The following is a 16,670-nucleotide window of genomic DNA, read 5'->3' on the forward strand; positions in this document are numbered from 1 at the left end:
GCATCTACGTTGTGGTGGCGGGCAAGCACGGCTGTGCCGGCCCGACCGGTTTCAGATCATGCCGCTGACGTCCATTGGCGGGCTTGATTGGCACTGGCCCTGGCGGGCGCGGGCGACGTGGCGAACACGCGACCTTCAAACAGACGACGTGCGGTGCGCACCACGCTGGCGACCACCGGCGCGTCGTCCGAGCTGCGACTGAGGCCCACCTCCAGGGCCCCACTCGGATGTTCGAGGGTAATGCTGCCGGGCAGCGGCAGGCACCCGACCAAAGTGTGGGCCAGCGTGCCCGGGGTGACGGCGGCGGTCGCGATGCCCACCGCACCGGTGATGGCCAGCGCGGTGTGACACTGGTGCGGCATGAAATAGCGCACCTGCAGCTGGCCGCCGTGTTGCGGTGCAGACAGCAGCACCGGCTTGGGAATGACCTTGTTGCCGGCGTCGGCGATGCCCATGCGGGCACCGGCCTCGATACGCAGCGCCTCCAGCCGCGCCATGAACGCAGCATCGGCGTTCAGTTCGGCAGGTGAGGCATCGCCGCGTACGCCCAGGTCTTCGGCCTGCACCAGCATCAGCGGCATCGCGCAGTCGACCAGGCTGACCGGCACGCCGTCGATGGTTTCCCGGGCATGGCCGCTTGGCAGCAGCTTGCCGGTGCGTGCGCCGGCCGCGTCCAGGAAGGACAGCCGCACCGGCGAGGCCGAGCCCGGCGCGCCGGCAATGCGCGTATCACCCCGATAGACCACGTTGCCGCCCGGGGTTTCCACCGTGGCGATGATCAGCTTGCCGGTGTTGACGTTGTGCACGCGCACTTCGGTCTCCGGGTCCTGTGCCTGTACCAGCCCGCGCTCGATCGCATACGGGCCCACGGCCGCCAGCATGTTGCCGCAGTTGGGCGAGGTATCGACCACCTGCTGCTCCACCCGCACTTGGGCGAACAGATAGTCCACGTCAGCATCGGGGCGGCTGGAGCGGTCGATGATGGCCACTTTGCTGGTCAGTGCGTTGCCGCCGCCGATGCCGTCGATCTGCAGCGGGTGGCCCGAACCCATCACCTCCAGCAGCAGGCGGTCACGCTCGGCAATATCAGCCGGCAGATCGCTGGCCAGGAAGAACGGGCCCTTGGAGGTACCGCCGCGCATGAGCACGCAGGGAATGCTGAGCAGATCGTTGGACATACGTGTGATAGATTGATGCGTATAGGGGATGAATGACCCCTCTGTGATTCGATACTGGCATGACCCCAATTGATCTGTGAATTGCTGATTTTTGGATGATTGATACCTGATGAGCATCAATTGCGAAATTCTGGATCTGCGCGCGTTCCTGCTGGTATCGGAAACCCGCAGCTTCCATCGCGCTGCCGAGATCCTGCATGTCTCCCAGCCAGCGTTGAGCCGACGCATCCAGAAGCTTGAGCAAGCGGTGGGATCGCCGCTGCTGGAGCGCACCACGCGCAGCGTCAGCACCACGGCCGTGGGCGAGAACCTGCTGCCGCTGGTGCGGCGCATGCTGGAAGAGTTCGATGGATCGCTGTTCTCACTGCGCGGCCGCGAAGACACCCGCGGCGCTACCGTGACGATCGCCTGCCTGCCTACGGCGGCGTTCTACTTCCTGCCCAGCGTGATGGCGCGTTTCCACGAGGCGCATCCGAACGTGCGCTTCCGCATCCTGGATATCCCGGCCACCGAAGGCCTGCAGGCGGTGGAGCGCGGCGAAGTCGAATTCGGTATCAACTTCATGGGCGCCAACGACCCCAATCTCGATTTCGACGTGCTGGCCGAGGATCCGTTCGTGCTGGCGTGCCGGCGCGATCATCCGCTGGCCCGCAAGCGCACGGTGGAATGGGCCGATCTGGCCGAGCACCAGCTGATCACCGTGCATCGCACCAGTGGCAATCGCACGCTGCTGGACGGCGCATTGGCGCGCGAGAACCTCAAGCTGAGCTGGCATTACGAAGTGACTCACCTGTCCACCTCGCTGGGCATGGTCGAGGCCGGCATCGGGGTATCGGTGCTGCCGAAAATGGCGACCCCCGACGGCGATCATCCGACGCTGGTGACGCGTTCGATCGGCAATCCGGTGGTGTCGCGCACCATCGGGATCGTGCGCCGTCGCGGTGCCCTGCTCTCGCCCACCGCAGAGCGGTTCCTGCAGATGCTGATGAGCCAGTGGCGCGCGCAGACCTGAGTGCGGCTTAGTCCGCAGGGCGTGTTGCAGCTGTGACTTTCTGGCCGCCATCAAGTGCGCTGCTGGCCAGCAGCTGTTCGGCCAGCCCGCGGTAGATCGGCACCCGGCAGACCATGCCGGACACGCCCCGGGCAATCAGCACGGTGGCCAGGATCGGCAGCAGCAGATCGCCGCTGTCGGTCAGCTCCAGCGAGATCACTGCCGAGGTCAGTGGCGCCTGGGTCACGCCGGTCAGGTAGGCGCACATGCCCAGCAGCACGAACGCCTTCGGGTCCACTGCCGGCATCAGTACGGCGAGGTTGTGCCCCAGCCCTGCCCCCACCGCAAGCGCTGGTGAGAACAGCCCGCCGGGGATGCCCGCCACGTAGGACGCCAGGTTGGCGAGCAGCTTCATCAGGCCGAACTCGTGACCGACGATTGCCTGGCCCTGCACCAGACTGCGCGCCTGCTCATAACCGGTACCAAACGCGCCATTGCCGAACAGCAGCGCAAGCACCACCACGATCAACCCGCAGGCCGCAGCCAGTACCACCGGATGGTCCCGCTTGAGCCGGCCCAGCCAGCGCGGATGACCGGACATGGTCAGCAGTACGACCCGCGCGAACAGTCCGCCCAGCAGACCGGCGACCACGCCGCACAGCACAATGGCACCCCACGCCTGGCCCAGGGGCAGCAACGCCGAGACGTGCCCGAAGTAGGTGTAATTGCCCAGCAGGCCCAGGGACACCACGCCGCCCACGATGACCGCCGTGAGCAGGGTGCCCGAGAAGCGGTGCTCGAAGCGCCCACTCAGCTCCTCGATGGCGAACACGATGCCCGCCAGGGGCGTATTGAAGGCCGCGGCGATGCCGGCCGCGCCACCTGCCAGCAGGAAGTGCGACAGTTCGCGGGGGTCCTTGAATCCGAACCAGCGCCCGAACAGGTACATCAGGCTGGCACCCACGTGCACGGTAGGGCCCTCGCGGCCCACCGACGCTCCTCCAAGCAGGGACAGCGAGGTCAGCAGCAGTTTGCCGGCCGAAACCGCAGGCGAGAGGTTGACTTGCCTGAATTGCGGGTCCGGTTGTTCCAGCGACGCGATGACCTGCGGAATACCGCTGCCGCGGGTGGGCCTGAGCGCGCCGGCGGTCAGCCAGGCCAGCAGTGCGAAGATGCCCGGCGTAAGCAGCAACGCCCACCAGGGGGAATGGGCGATGACGCGCTGGAAGACATGGAAGGCGGCATCACTGGCCTTGGCGAACACGATGGCAACCAGCGCCACCGCCACCGCGCCGCTCCACAATGCCGCGCGCCGGCGCCATCCTTCGGTCAGCACCATCGCTGAAATACGTGCGCGGAGACGTTGAAGATCGAACATCGGGTAATTCTGCGAGCGCGCGTGGCATCAGGGAAGTGGCTAGTGTGGCGGTTGAACCTGCCGCATCCGGTGAAGGGCAGCGCCATCGCTACCTGCTGCCGGAGCCGGAGCCGGTAGCGCCGGTGCAGCCAAGCAGCCGCGGGCAACCCGGAGAACCTGCAGAGGATTGGCAATCAGGTGACAGTGACTCCAGCCGGATCATCACCATTGTCGATTTCCCACCGCAGCTCGAACCTCAGCTCCAGCTGCTGTCCCGGCTGCAGCCGGGTGGGCGCCAGCGTGAAGCCATCGGGTGGGCCGGTCTGTGGCTCCACGCAGGTGGCGTGCGCGGCGCCGTCATAGACCACCCAGTGATCGGTGTCGGCGCGCAGTCGCAGCCGCTGGCCAGCGGAAACCAGCGTGACCTCGCGATGGTTGATGAAGCAGTCGTCCCAAGGGCCTTGCGCCGGATCCACGCAGGGCAGGACGGCGATGCCCTCCCCATCGCGGGGGTACATCGCGGCTGGCGCGAACAGCAACCGGTCCGGCTTGCGGAACCACGGGTGCCAGCCGAGCACGGCCGGCATCGGCGTGTCGCCTGCCTGTACGGCCAGGCGCAGTTGCAGGCAGTCGGGCTGCACGTGGATGTGCTGCGATGCCCTGCCCCCGAAGGGCCAATGACCATCCTCGGGAAGGTCCAACGACAGCGACGCGCCGTCCGATTCAAGGCGGTCGATGCGCCAGGGCCGTGAGAAGCCAACGCCATGGATGGCGTGCACTCCAAAGTTGACCGGCAGCTGATAGGGCCTGCCGTCGAAGCTGAAGCGTCCCTGCCGGATGCGCCCGGCCCAGGGGACCATTGGATAGCACCCCCAGCCGATGGCGGCCGCCTCCTGCTGTTCGCCGATCAGCCATTCCACACCGTCGAAACGGATCCGCGCGATGCGTCCACCCGCTTCCGGCGCCACTGCCACCTCCAGCCTGCCCGTCCGCAACCAGTGCAGCGGACCTGCAGGCATTGCGGCCTGCGCATCATCCTGGGGAGATGTCTCAGGCGCCATAGGGATCGATGGTCCGGATGCTGCCGTCTGCTTCCATGTGCAGCGGTGTGCACTTGACCGAACGCAGGTGGGTGACCCCGCCAGACAACAGCGCGTCGTGGTAGAACAGGTACCACTGCCCCCGGAACGCACAGATGGAGTGATGGGTGGTCCAGCCCACCACGGGAGTGAGGATCACGCCGCGATAGGTGTACGGCCCGTACGGGCTGTCGCTGGTGGCATAGCACAGCAGGTGTGTGTCGCCGGTGGAGTACGACAGGTAGTACCCGCCCTGGTACTTGTGCAGCCACGGCCCCTCGAAGAAACGGCGTGCGTGGTCATCGGCGCGCAGCGGCTGTCCGTGCCCGTCCAGGATGACGATCTCGCGCGTGGCTTCGGCCAACCGGGTCATGCTCGCGTCCAGTCGCGCGATACGCGGGCCCAGTGCCGGCGCGTCGCCGGCAGGTTCTTCATGCGCCGGGTCGTAGCGGTTGTCCCGGTACTTCTGCAGCTGGCCACCCCAGATGCCACCGAAACAGAGGTAGTGCGTGCCGTCGTCGTCCTCGAACACGGCCGGGTCGATCGAGTACGCGCCCTCGATGGGCTCGGGCTCGGCGGTGAACGGGCCCTCCGGCCGATCCGCCGCCGCAACGCCGATGCGGAACATGCCGTCGGCATCCTTGGCCGGGAAATACAGGTAGTAGCGGCCATCGCGGCAGGCGGCGTCCGGCGCCCACATCTGCCGGCTGGCCCATGGTACGTCGCGCACATGCAGCGCCACGCCGCAGTCGCTGGCCTCGCTGTCGGGCGTGTCCATCCGCAGCACATGGTAGTCCTGCATGCCGAAGTGCCCGCCCTCATCGTCGAAGGGCGCGCCGCTGTCGATGTCGTGCGACGGATAGATGTACAGCTGCCCCTCGAATACGTGCGCCGAAGGGTCGGCGGTGTAGATGTGCGTTACCAGTGGTTGCGAGATGGCGTGTGCTGCCAGCTCATCCAGACCGCTGCCCTGTCGCCGCGACTGCAGCTCCTGCTCGATGCGGGTTTCCATGCGCTTGTTGATCTCGTAGAGGAAAAGCAGCGCTACTGCAACCAGGAACGGCAGTGAGCAGTACACGCTCACCGTCAGGCGGATGCCGTCCACCACGGCCTGCGGCTGCTGCGGCGCGCCTGCCTGGTAGCCATGGTGGGCGAGGATGCCGGCGACCAGCGCACCACCGATGCTGAGCCCGATTTTCAGGCCACACAGCATTGCCGAGAAGACGATCGCGGTGGCACGGCGGTGGTTCTTCCATTCGGAATAGTCGGCGACGTCGGCGATCATCGCCCACAGCAGCGGGATGGTGATGCCGTAGCAGAACCCGTGCAGCATGAAGGCAGCGAAAGCCACGGCAACCGCCGTGGGCGGAAAGAAATAGAACGCCAGCAGGAACACGGTGGACACCAACAGTGCACCACCAAAGACATCACGCTTGCCGAACCGGTCGGCCAGGCGGCGCGACACGCCGATGCCCAGGATCATGCAGACGATGCCGCAGGCGTTGAACAGGCTGAACGCCGACGTTGCCGGGTCCTTCGGCCAGGCGAACCCGGACAGGCCCATGCCGTTGAGCGCCGCGTTGACGGCGGCAATGAAGCGGTTGAGCCCGGAGCTGTCGAGAAAACCCGCCAGGGCGGTTTCGCTCATGTAGTACTGGAAGTAGTAGACATAGGTGCCGCCCTTCAGGGACAGGTTGATGAAGACCAGGATGGTGAGGGCCAGCATCACCTGCCATGGTCGGTTGCGCAGCAGGTCGGACAGATCCTGAAGCACGCCGGCGGTCTGTTCCTTCGCCGGCACGATGCGCTCACGCGTGGTGGCAAAGGTGATCAGGAAGAACACCGTTCCCACTACCGCGAACACGGTCATGACCCGCTCGAAGCCCAGCACGCGGTCGCCGTCGCCGAGGATCAACACCAGCGGCAACAGCAGCACCTGGATGATGAACTGCGCGACCATCACCGCCACGAAGCGGTAGGCCGACAGGCTGTTGCGCTGGGCCATGCTGCCGGTGAGCACGCCGCTGAGCGCCGAATACGGCAGATTGTTGGCCGCATACACGAGCATCAGCAGGCCGTAGGTGGTCACGGCGTAGATGATCTTGCCGCGCGGCGCCAGGTCGGGGGTGCTGAAGGCAAGCAGCGACAGCGCCCCGAATGGAAGTGCGGTCCACAGGATCCACGGCCGGAACTTGCCCCACCGGCTGGCCGTCCGGTCGGCAGCGATGCCGATCAACGGAGTGAACACGAACGCCCCGAGCACACCGATCACGAAGATGATCGTTGCGGCCGTGGCCGGCGGCAGCCGGAACACATCGGTGTAGAAGAACGCGAGATACGTGATCAGCGTCTGGAAGATCAGGTTCGCCGCGAGGTCGCCCAGGCTGTAGCCGAGCTTCTCCCGGATGGACAGCGTGTGCTCGGTGCTTTCCATGGGGCGTGCATCAGTCACGATTGGCCTCCACGCGGAACCCGCCCTTCGCACGGATGTCGGCGCTGGAGCTTCCCACCCTCACTTCATACGCACCCGCCGGCACCGCATAGCCGCCGCGCGCTTCGTCATACTGGCGCAGGTCCTGCTGTGCCTGCAGATCGAACGCTACGGTGCGCCGCTCGCCGGCGGCCAGGTGGACGCGCTGGAAGCCGCGCAATGTCTGGCGTGCATCGCCGGGGCCCGCCTGCAGCCGTCGTACATACAACTGCACCACTTCGTCGCCGGCACGCTTGCCGGTGTTGGCTATCTCGACCTGCACCTTGAGCTTGCCGTCGTGGGCGATGCGCGGCGAATCAAGCTGCAGCCTGCCGTAGTCGAACCGGGTATAGGACAGCCCGTGGCCGAACGGATACAGCGGGGTGCCGCGGAAGTAGCGGTAGGTGCGGCCTTCCATCGTGTAGTCGTCGAACGCGGGCAATGTGTCATCCGCCCTGTAGAAGGTCACCGGCAGGCGCCCGCCGGGATTGACTTCGCCGAACAGCGCCTGGCCTACGGCGGTGCCGCCGCGCTGCCCGGGATACCAGCTCATCAGGATGGCGGACAGATTCTGCTGCGCCCATTCCACCGCCATCGCCGAGCCACCAGTGAGCACCATCACCACCGGCTTGCCAGTGGCGTGCAGCGCTTCCAGCAGCGTGCGCTGGGGCGCGGGCAGGCGCAGGTCGGTACGGTCCCCGCCGGCGAAGCCCGGGTAGTTGACCTTCATTTCTTCGCCTTCGACATCGCCGGTGAGGCCACCCACGAACACCACGACGTCTGCATTGCGGGCGGCCTCCAGCGCCGCTTCGAACGGCGGCTTGGCACCGGGCATGCGCCAACCCAGGCGGACGCCGGCGTCGCGCTCGGCGTCGAAGTACTCAAGCCTCAGGTCATAGGCGCGGCCGGCCTGCAGGTCCAGGTCCACGCCATCGCCGTGCAGGCGATCGCTGTTGGCCCAGTGGTCGAGCACCCGCTTGCCGTCCACGTAGAGGCGGAAACCATCGTCGGCGGCCGCCTCGATCCGGTAGCGCCCCGAGACGGGCGGCAGCAGCTGGCCACTCCAGCGGATGCTGAAACCATCGCTGGGGACGCCCTGCCCCGGCGCGGCTTCACCACGGGCCAGCAGGTTGTCGGTGGGAGAGCCCCGGTCCCAGCGGAATCCGATCTGGGCATCGGTGCGCACCAGCGCCGGCGTGCCGGAAAGATCAGCGGTACGGAAGTACTCGCCACGCAGGCCGCGCTCCGGGGAATCGGCCGAGGGTCGTAGGTAGGTCGCTTCGATCAAGGGCGTGGCGCTGGGATCGTCGCGCCCTTCAACCAGGTCCACGCCGCGTGCGTAGCTCACCTCGATGCCCTTGGCGGCATCGCGGATGCCCTGCAGCAGGGTGACCGGCGCGGCTGGGGTGCCGAAGTAGTTGCCCAGCAGTGCCATGGTGTCATCGGCGGTGGGGCCGATCACGGCGATGCGCTTGAGGGTGCGCGACAGCGGCAGCACGCCATCGTTCTTCAGCAATACCAGCGATTCCTGGGCGGCCTTCAGGGCCAGCGCATCATGCGCCGGTGCCTGGTTGACCGACGCGGGAATCTGCGCCCAGCGCACGCGCTCGGGCGGGTCGAACATGCCCAGCCGCATCCGCGCGGCGAACAGGCGGGTCACCGCATCGTCGATCTCCGCCTCGCTGATCAGGCCCTGCCGTACGGCGGCTGGCAGCGTGGCGTATTCCTGGCCGCACTCCAGTTCGGTGCCGTTCCTGACCGCCAACGCGGCAGCAGCCTCGCGGCTGGGAACGATCCGGTGATGCTTCCAGATGTCGACGATGGCCCAGCAGTCGGATACCACGTAGCCCTTGAAGCCCCAATCGCGGCGCAGCACATCGCGCAGAAGGAAGCGGCTGGCGCTGGCGGACTCGCCATACACCCGGTTGTAGGCCCCCATCACCGCGTCCACCTGCCCCTCCTTCACCAGCGCCTCGAACGCCGGCAGGTAGGTGTCATACAGGTCGCGTTTGCTGGGGCGGGCATCGAAGTGGTGGCGATCAGCTTCGGGGCCGCTGTGCACGGCCAGGTGCTTGGCGGTGGCGTCGAGCTTGCGGTACACCGGGTCGTCACCCTGCAGGCCGTGCACGAAGGCCACGCCCATGCGGGCGGTGAGGTACGGGTCCTCGCCGTAGGTTTCCTGGCCGCGGCCCCATCGCGGGTCTCGGAAGATGTTGATGTTCGGCGACCAGTACGTCAGCCCCTGATAGCGGCCATGCGAGCCTTCGCGGAGGAACTGGTGGTGCTTGGCACGGGCCTCGTCGCTGATGGTGYTGGCAACCTGCCCCATCAGCGGCACATCGAACGTGGCCGCTAGGCCGATGGCCTGCGGAAACACGGTGGCCTGCCCTGCCCGCGCCACGCCATGCAGGCCCTCGTTCCACCAGTCGTAGGCAGGAACGCCGAGGCGCTCGATTGCGGGCGCGGCGTTCTGCATCTGCGCTGCCTTCTCCTCCAGGGTCATCCGTGCGACCAGGGCGGCGGCGCGGGCTTCAACGCTGGCCGAGGTGTCGAGCCAGGGCGCAGGCCCGGTAGCGTGACCGGTCGTTGCCAGCGCGATGGCAGCGCACAGGGCCAGCGTGCGGAAGAAGGGAGTGCGCGTCATCATTTGCTCCTCAGGGCACGCTCGTCGCGCGCGAATGGTCCCAGCAGGGCGCCGACGAAGCCGCCTGCACGATCCGTACTCAATACCGTTCCGTCCACGTCATCGGCCAATGTCTGCCAGCCACGCCCGTCGCCGCTGTCGAAGGCGAACGCATAGCGGCCTTCGTCACCGGCGATCTTCAGGCGCAGCGAGCCGGATGCCATCGCCTCACGGGTTGCCAGGGTGCGGGTAGCACCGCTGCCGTCGCTCGCTTCGAGGAAGACCGCCACGTGGTCACCGCCGACGCTGCGGACACCCAGGAAGTACCAGTGCGTCTCGTTCTGGAAAGCTGCCAGGCCGGCGGCCACGCCTGCTGCCGGGCGGGTCATATCGGTACTGGCCTCGAAGCGCAGGTGCTGCTGGCGTCGGCCGAGGAACGCGGGGTTGCGCAGTGTGTCCAGGTTCTCCGCCAGCGGATGCACGGCCAACGCCCCCGGCCGCTCGCGCAGGTCTGYCCACGGCTGCCTGGGGATGCGCACGCGCAACCAGCCGCTGCCGAGTGTCGGCGCATCGAATTCGTCGCGCTCGGTGAAATTGCCGGTGGAAGGCGCCTGCGACGCGTCGCCCTGCATCCACGAGGGCGCTTTGGCCGCATACGGAATGGCCTGCGTGGCCGGCAGGATCACTGGCCAGCCGTCCTGCCATTGCACCGGCAGCAGATAGGTCTCGCGCCCGGTGTTGTAGTGGCGGATGTCGTAGTTGCGGCTGGCAAGGAACACCGCCCACCAGGAGCCGTCCGGAGCCTCCACCAGATCGGCATGCCCGGCATTGGTGATCGGCAGTGGCCTGCCATCGGGCAGGTCGCGCTGGGTGAGAATCGGATTGCCCGCATACGGCACGTAAGGCCCCCACACCTCGCGGCTGCGCAGCACCACCTGCGAGTGCTGCGGGCCGGTGCCGCCTTCCGCATCGGAGAGGTAGTACCAGCCATCGCGCCTGTAGAGGTGCGGCCCCTCGATCCAGATCGGGTTCCTGGCCGGCTCCACCCCGCCGTCGATCAACACCCTGCGCGGTCCCACCGGGGTGAAACGCTCCAGATCGATCTGCTGCATCCAGATGGCACGGTGGCCCTCGTAGCGTGGTGGGCCGGGCGGTACATCGTTGTTGAGCAGATACACGGTGCCGTCGTTGTCGAAGAACAACGACGGATCGATGCCGTCGATGCCGGGCAGCCAGTGCGGATCGGACCAGGGGCCGGCGGGATCGCGCGCGGTCGCGATGAAATTGCCGCCGCTGTCGACGGCCGTGGTGACCACGTAGAACATGCCGTCGTGGTAACTGATGGCCGGTGCGAAGATGCCACGCGACACGCCCAGGCCGTCGAAGTCCAGCTGCGACGGTCGGTCGATCACGTTGCCGATCTGCTTCCAGTGCACCAGGTCCACGCTTTCGAACACCGGGATGCCCGGGAAGTAGGTGAAGCTGGAATTGACCAGATAGAAGCGCCCGTTTGCGGCGACGACGCTGGGGTCGGCATGGAACCCTGCAAGAATGGGGTTGCGATAGTGTCCGGCCGGCAACGGCGCATCGAATGCCGCGTCGCGACCGCGGTACTCGAACCAGTCGAAGTAGACCGGCGGCGCAGGCGCCGCTGCCCACGCCTGCGGCAGGAATGAAGACAACACGAGCAGTGAGGCCAGCAGCAGGCGCATCAGGGAACCTCCGCAGGAGAAATGGAAAGCTCGAAGGGACCGGCGGGCGCGCCGCTGCTGTCGTGCAGGGTGCACACCGGGCCATCGGCCCAGCAGTAGCGCACGCGGGCGGCGGAACCGGCCTCGGCGCTGCGCAGCACGACGTCGTGACCGTCCAGCACCGTGTCGGCGTAGTGGCAGTGGCGCGCATCGGCGTCGCACAGCTCGAAGCCGATGGGACCGTTCGCGCCGGTCGTGACCAGAGCGCCGGCCACGTCGTCGAACGCGATGCGTACACCGGCCCGCGTGGCCGATGCCTGGCGCGCTATCGGGCCGGACGGCGCTACGCCGCGCTCGCTGTAGACCACATGACGCGCTGCCCGCGCCAGCCGCCGGCCCAGTTCCTGCTTGTTCGGCGGGTGGATGTCGTAGGCATCGCCGATGTCGATGGCCACCGCCAGCCCGGTGCGCGGGTCTTCCACCGCAGCGAGCCGCTGCGCTTCGCGCACCTGCGCCCAGCCACTTTCAACCGGCGCCACGGCTGGCTGGCCATAGCCGGCCAGTTGCACCAGCAGCAGCGGCGTGTGCGCGCCGAACCGTCTCCGCCAGTCGTCACGCAGGCTGCGCAGGCGTGCGAGGTATGCCATTGCGTCGCCGGTATTGGATTCACCCTGGTACCACAGCACGCCGCGCAGGCCATAGGCGCCCAGTGGCGAAATCATGCCGTTGTACAGCGTCGACAGTCCTGTAGCGGCATGCCACGGTGCCAGCGGCGGCGCCTGTACACCGGGCGCCATCCGGTACTGCCAGCGCGCATCGAGCGCGATGCGCGTACCGTCATCCAGGCGGATGGCGTGCGCACTTGCGGGCCCTGCAAGCCCACCCTCACCGTAGGTGTCCAGGACATTGATCACCACCGTATTGGCACCGGCCTTCAGCAACCCGGGCGGTAGCGCATACGTCCGCCGCTCACCCGCGCCGTACTGGCTGCCCACGGCGACACCGTTCACCCAGGTCATGTCCGTCTCGTCGACGGGACCCAGCTCAAGCCAAGCGTGCTTGCCGGCCTGCGCGGCCGTCAGGGTCACCTGGGTGCGGTACCAGACCATGCCGTTGTAGCCGGCCAGCGCCGGGACACCCCAGCGCTCCCACGCGCCGAGCGTGGCCGGTGCGCGTTGCCATCCGCTGCTGTCGGTACCGGGCTGCCAGGGCGTATCGGCGGCGGCACCTTCGCGTGTTGTCCACCAGTGTTGCCAGTGCTGGCCCCAGCGGGTGTTTGCCGCTGCGGGATCGCGGGCAGACAAGGCGAGCACGTCCAGTGCTGGCCCCATGCCGCCCTGCATGCGCAGGGCATCGGTGCTGGTCCAGGCCTCGATGCGCGAACCGCCCCACGCCGCCTGGATCAAGCCCATGGGGACATCGACCGTCTTCTGCAGTTCGCGCGCAAAGTAGAAGCACGCAGCGGAAAAGTCGCGCACCGTGTCCGGCGCCGCCGTATGCCACGCCACAGACGCCGGAAAATCACTCTGTGGTGAAACCGCCGCCGCCTTCGGTACGGTGAACAGGCGGATCTTCGGTTGCGTGGCGCTGGCGATCTCGCTGTCTGCGTCCAGCGTGCGCCCCACCGGCAGTTCCATGTTCGACTGCCCGGAACACAACCAGACGTCGCCGATCTGCACGTCGTGCACGATCTGGGTTGCGTCCCCCGCACGCACCGACATTGCATGGGGGCCGCCGGCGGCCATGGACGGCAGCGTTGCCTGCCAGCGGCCGTCGGCCGCCGCGTGGGTGCTGACCGTCCGCCCTGCAACGGTCACCGAAACCGTGGCACCTGGCGCGGCCCGGCCCCATACCGGAACCGGCTGCTCACGCTGCAGCACGGCGTGATCCTGGAACAGCGGATGCAGCAGCGCCATCCCTGGTTCCTGCGCCGCTGCATTCGTGGCACAGCCGCCCATGGCGACCACCAGCATCCAGCCCACCCACGACGTCGGCTTCATCGCCCATCTCCCGGTGCGGACGGAAACTGCAACGCCTGGTACCAGGCCAGCGGATGCGGCGGCGCGGCTTCGCCTGCGGGCAACGGCCTGCCGCTCACCGACTGGAAGTACGCCACGCTGGCATCGCGCCACCACTGTGCTTCGCGCAGCTGGATACGCAGGAAGGCCGCGACCTGCGCATGCCGTTGTGCATCCACCCTGCCCTGCAGCCCTGCCCAGGTGGCCTGCATGCCCTGCACCTGCCGTACCCCCTGCGAGTAGCGCGCGACCAGCTCGTCCCACAGTGTCCGCCCCGAGGCCATGCGGTGGTCCCACGGCACGTGGTGGAACCACAGCAGCAGCGGCTCCGGAACCCGCGCCAGGTCGCCATACTGCTCGGCCACGCCGGGGGAATACTGGGCCACGGCGTTGCTGCCGCGTGCGGTGCGGTCGAAGCCGATGCCGTTGTGATCCGCACGGTGGTAGTACACCGACGTCCAGTCCGCGCGCGGGCCGCCATCGACCCATGGACCGGGACCATAGTGGTGCCCCAGCGCCATCAGATGGTGCAGGCCCAGCGGCGTCATGTAGTTCACCGCAGCCTCGCGCGAGCCCATCATCATCCCGACGATGGGCTGCACCGCGCCGGGATCGGCCGAGAACGTCAGCGCCGCCCAGTCCGCCGCGATGTCCTGGGCCGATTGCCGCGGATCCCACGCAAGACGGCCGAAGGCGTACCAGTTGGCCTGGTCGAAGTGCGATCCACTCCAGGTGCGGTCGGTGCCGATGTTGGCGACCCCGGCCATGCCGGCCAGGGACTGCGCCACGGTGGCCCCCTTGCCGCGTGTGCGGGTGTCGGCCCGCAGCACTTCCTCGTACAACGGCCCCAGGTAAACCAGATGCGTGGCAAAGCCCAGGTACTCCTTGGTGATCTGCACTTCCATCACCAGCGGCGTGCGCGGCATGGCTCCGAACAGCGGATGGAACGGCTCACGCGGCTGGAAGTCGATGGGCCCGTTCTTCACCTGCAGCACCACGTTCGGGCGGAACGCACCATCCAGGCCGGCGAATTCGCTGTAGGCCTGCGTGGCGCGGTCCGCAGGAACGTCGTGCGCATAGACGAAGGCGCGCCACATCACCACGCCGCCGTGCGGGGCCAGCGCATCGGCCAGCAGGTTGGCGCCGTCGGCGTGCGAGCGGCCGTAGTCCTGCGGGCCGGGCTGCCCTTCCGAATTGGCCTTCACCAGGAAGCCACCGAAATCGGGAATGCGCGCGTAGATCTGGTCGGCTTTGTCGCGCCACCAGCGTTGCACGGCCGGGTCGAGCGGATCGGCGGTGTCGAGCCCGCCCAGCTCGATGGGTGCGCTGAAGCGTGCACTCAGGTAGACACGGATGCCGTACGGACGGAACAGATCGGCCAGTGTTGCCGCTTTGTCGAGATAGTCAGGCGCAAGACTCTGCGCATTTGCATTCACGTTGTTGAGCACGGTGCCGTTGATGCCTACGGATGCGTTGGCGCGTGCATAGTCGGTGTAGCGCGGGTCGCGCCACTCCGGCAACGTCTGCCAGTCCCACAGCGAACGGCCTGCGTAGCCACGTTCGACATGGCCATCCAGGTTGTCCCAGTGATTGAGCACGCGCAGCCGGAGCCGTGGCGATTGACGCACATCGAGAGCGTCCAGTGCCGCGCCGGTCTGCAGCAGCCGCAGCAGATGGAACACCCCGTACAGCACGCCGATATCCCGCGGTGCGGCGACCAGCAGCACATCGCGTCCGCCCACCCGTGTGCGCTTGAGCAGGTAGCCTTCCTCGCCCAGCGGCTGCATCTGCGCACGAAACGGCGCGATCAACGCCGACGACTGCGGCGTACCCAGCACCAGCATGGGGCCGGTGGCTGCCGTACCCGGCAACTGCGGAGCGCTGCCGAGCAGCCCGGCCAGTCCACGCTGCAGTTCATCGCGCGCGGCGCGCTGCGTGGCTGTGTGATCAGGGGCCACCACCTGCCCCAGGCGGGTGCGGTAGTCGGCAGCGAGGGCCGGTTCGAGCGGAACGTAGCGCATCCACAGGGCATGGCCATCCTCTGCGCGCGCGTCGCCGATGCAGGCCAGCAGCGCCAGCACGGCAGCGAACATCCAATGACACCGCTCGCCATCCGGACCGGACCGTTGGGCGGCCGGCAAACCTTGTAAGCTCCAAACGTGCGCGGGCTTCGGCAGCGTCACAGAGAAGAACGGGAGCGCGTATTGGACAAGCCGAAGAAATCGGTCCGCCGCAAAAACAGTGGCGTGACGATCGACGAGGTGGCGGCCCTGGCCGGAGTGTCGCCGATGACGGTGTCGCGGGCGATCAACCAGGGCAAGGTGCGCGACGTCACCCGCGAGCGCGTGATGCGCGCAGTGCGTGAACTGGGCTATACGCCCAACCTCGCCGCCAGTTCGCTGGCCGCCGCGCAGCACACGCGTATTGCACTGATCTACACCGACCCCAGCGGTGCCTACCTGCGCGAACTGCTGGTCGGCCTGCTGCGCGTAGCGTCCAACGCTGCCATCCAGCTGGTCATCGACTACTGGGACGAGCCGGGCCCGGCGGCCCAGCGCAAGGCCGCGCGTGCCCTGGCCGGGCGGGTGGACGGCGTCATCCTGCCGCCGCCGCTGTGCGAATCGAAGCCCGTGGTGACCGAGCTGGTCAAGGCCGGCATCCCGGTGGTGGCGATCGCGCCGGGTCACCTCGGCAATGACATTTCCTGCGTGCGCATCGATGACTTCCACGCCGGCAGGGAATTGGCTGAACACCTGATCCAGCAGGGCCACCGCCGCATCGGCTTCATCTGCGGGCGCACCGACCTCAGTGCCAGCGCGCGGCGCTATGACGGCTTTGTCAGCGCGCTGCACGACGCCGGGCTGGAGGTCGACCCCGCCCTGGTCGAACAGGGCGACTACACCTACCGCTCCGGGCTGGCCGCTGCCGAGAAACTGCTGTGCCAGCCCAGGCCGCCCACCGCAATCCTGGCCAGCAACGACGATATGGGCGCGGCGGCGATCTCCGTCGCGCACCGGCGTGGCCTGGAGGTGCCCCGCGACCTGTCGGTGGTCGGCTTCGATGACAGCTCCGCCGCCACGACGGTCTGGCCCGAGCTCACCACCATCCATCAGCCCATCGCCTCGATGGCCGATGCCGCCATCGAGATCCTGCTGCGTACCATCCGCCGCCGCAGCGAGGGCGTGCACGTGTTGACCGACCACGTGGTGCCGCACCGGCTGGTGGTGCGCGATTCGGTCACGCGCCCACCCGGTTCCCGATAG

Annotated in this window: 10 protein-coding genes and 1 pseudogene; 2 read left to right on the forward strand and 9 right to left on the reverse strand. The window is 67.6% G+C overall.

Annotated elements, in window-relative coordinates:
* Positions 1–56: 56 nt before the first annotated feature.
* A complete protein-coding gene (locus AB4Y98_RS00945) occupies positions 57–1,178 on the reverse strand; it encodes a 4-oxalomesaconate tautomerase (protein WP_442243535.1) in 1,122 nt (373 codons plus the stop codon).
* Between the two features lie 109 nt (positions 1,179–1,287).
* On the opposite strand from AB4Y98_RS00945, the gene AB4Y98_RS00950 reads away from it, so the two are divergent.
* Positions 1,288–2,190, forward strand: coding sequence for a LysR family transcriptional regulator (locus AB4Y98_RS00950; RefSeq protein WP_099818458.1), 903 nt, complete (start codon positions 1,288–1,290; stop codon positions 2,188–2,190).
* A gap of 7 nt (positions 2,191–2,197) precedes the next feature.
* Here AB4Y98_RS00950 and AB4Y98_RS00955 read toward each other — a convergent pair whose 3' ends face one another.
* The 8 genes and pseudogenes from AB4Y98_RS00955 to AB4Y98_RS00990 form a co-directional block, all read right to left on the reverse strand.
* Positions 2,198–3,547, reverse strand: a complete 1,350-nt coding sequence (locus AB4Y98_RS00955) for a chloride channel protein (RefSeq protein WP_442243536.1) — start codon at positions 3,545–3,547, stop codon at positions 2,198–2,200.
* A gap of 173 nt (positions 3,548–3,720) precedes the next feature.
* Positions 3,721–4,587: an aldose 1-epimerase gene (locus AB4Y98_RS00960; protein ID WP_442243537.1), complete on the reverse strand. Its 867-nt coding sequence runs from the start codon at positions 4,585–4,587 to the stop codon at positions 3,721–3,723.
* Positions 4,577–5,593: a glycoside hydrolase family 43 protein gene (locus AB4Y98_RS00965; protein ID WP_442243690.1), complete on the reverse strand. Its 1,017-nt coding sequence runs from the start codon at positions 5,591–5,593 to the stop codon at positions 4,577–4,579. Before AB4Y98_RS00965 ends, AB4Y98_RS00960 begins: the two co-directional genes overlap by 11 nt.
* Positions 5,570–7,039: pseudogene (locus AB4Y98_RS00970) on the reverse strand (MFS transporter); the annotation flags it as partial. The gene AB4Y98_RS00965 and the pseudogene AB4Y98_RS00970, both read right to left, overlap by 24 nt.
* Before the next feature lie 10 nt (positions 7,040–7,049).
* Complete coding sequence (locus AB4Y98_RS00975; protein WP_442243538.1) at positions 7,050–9,722, reverse strand: glycoside hydrolase family 3 C-terminal domain-containing protein; 2,673 nt, start codon at positions 9,720–9,722, stop codon at positions 7,050–7,052.
* Positions 9,719–11,410, reverse strand: a complete 1,692-nt coding sequence (locus AB4Y98_RS00980) for a glycoside hydrolase family 43 protein (protein ID WP_442243539.1) — start codon at positions 11,408–11,410, stop codon at positions 9,719–9,721. The genes AB4Y98_RS00975 and AB4Y98_RS00980 overlap by 4 nt, the downstream gene beginning before the upstream one ends.
* Positions 11,410–13,389 carry a sialate O-acetylesterase gene (locus AB4Y98_RS00985; RefSeq protein ID WP_442243540.1) on the reverse strand — a complete coding sequence of 660 codons (1,980 nt, stop codon included), beginning with the start codon at positions 13,387–13,389 and terminating at the stop codon, positions 11,410–11,412. The genes AB4Y98_RS00980 and AB4Y98_RS00985 overlap by 1 nt, the downstream gene beginning before the upstream one ends.
* Positions 13,386–15,500 (reverse strand): alpha-glucuronidase family glycosyl hydrolase, encoded by a 2,115-nt coding sequence (locus tag AB4Y98_RS00990; protein ID WP_442243541.1) that lies wholly within the window; start codon positions 15,498–15,500, stop codon positions 13,386–13,388. Before AB4Y98_RS00990 ends, AB4Y98_RS00985 begins: the two co-directional genes overlap by 4 nt.
* Before the next feature lie 111 nt (positions 15,501–15,611).
* Between AB4Y98_RS00990 and AB4Y98_RS00995 the strand changes: the two genes are divergently transcribed.
* Complete coding sequence (locus AB4Y98_RS00995; protein WP_442243542.1) at positions 15,612–16,670, forward strand: LacI family DNA-binding transcriptional regulator; 1,059 nt, start codon at positions 15,612–15,614, stop codon at positions 16,668–16,670.

It is taken from the genome of Stenotrophomonas sp. 2YAF26, from assembly GCF_052114625.1.
Lineage (GTDB): Bacteria > Pseudomonadota > Gammaproteobacteria > Xanthomonadales > Xanthomonadaceae > Stenotrophomonas > Stenotrophomonas indicatrix.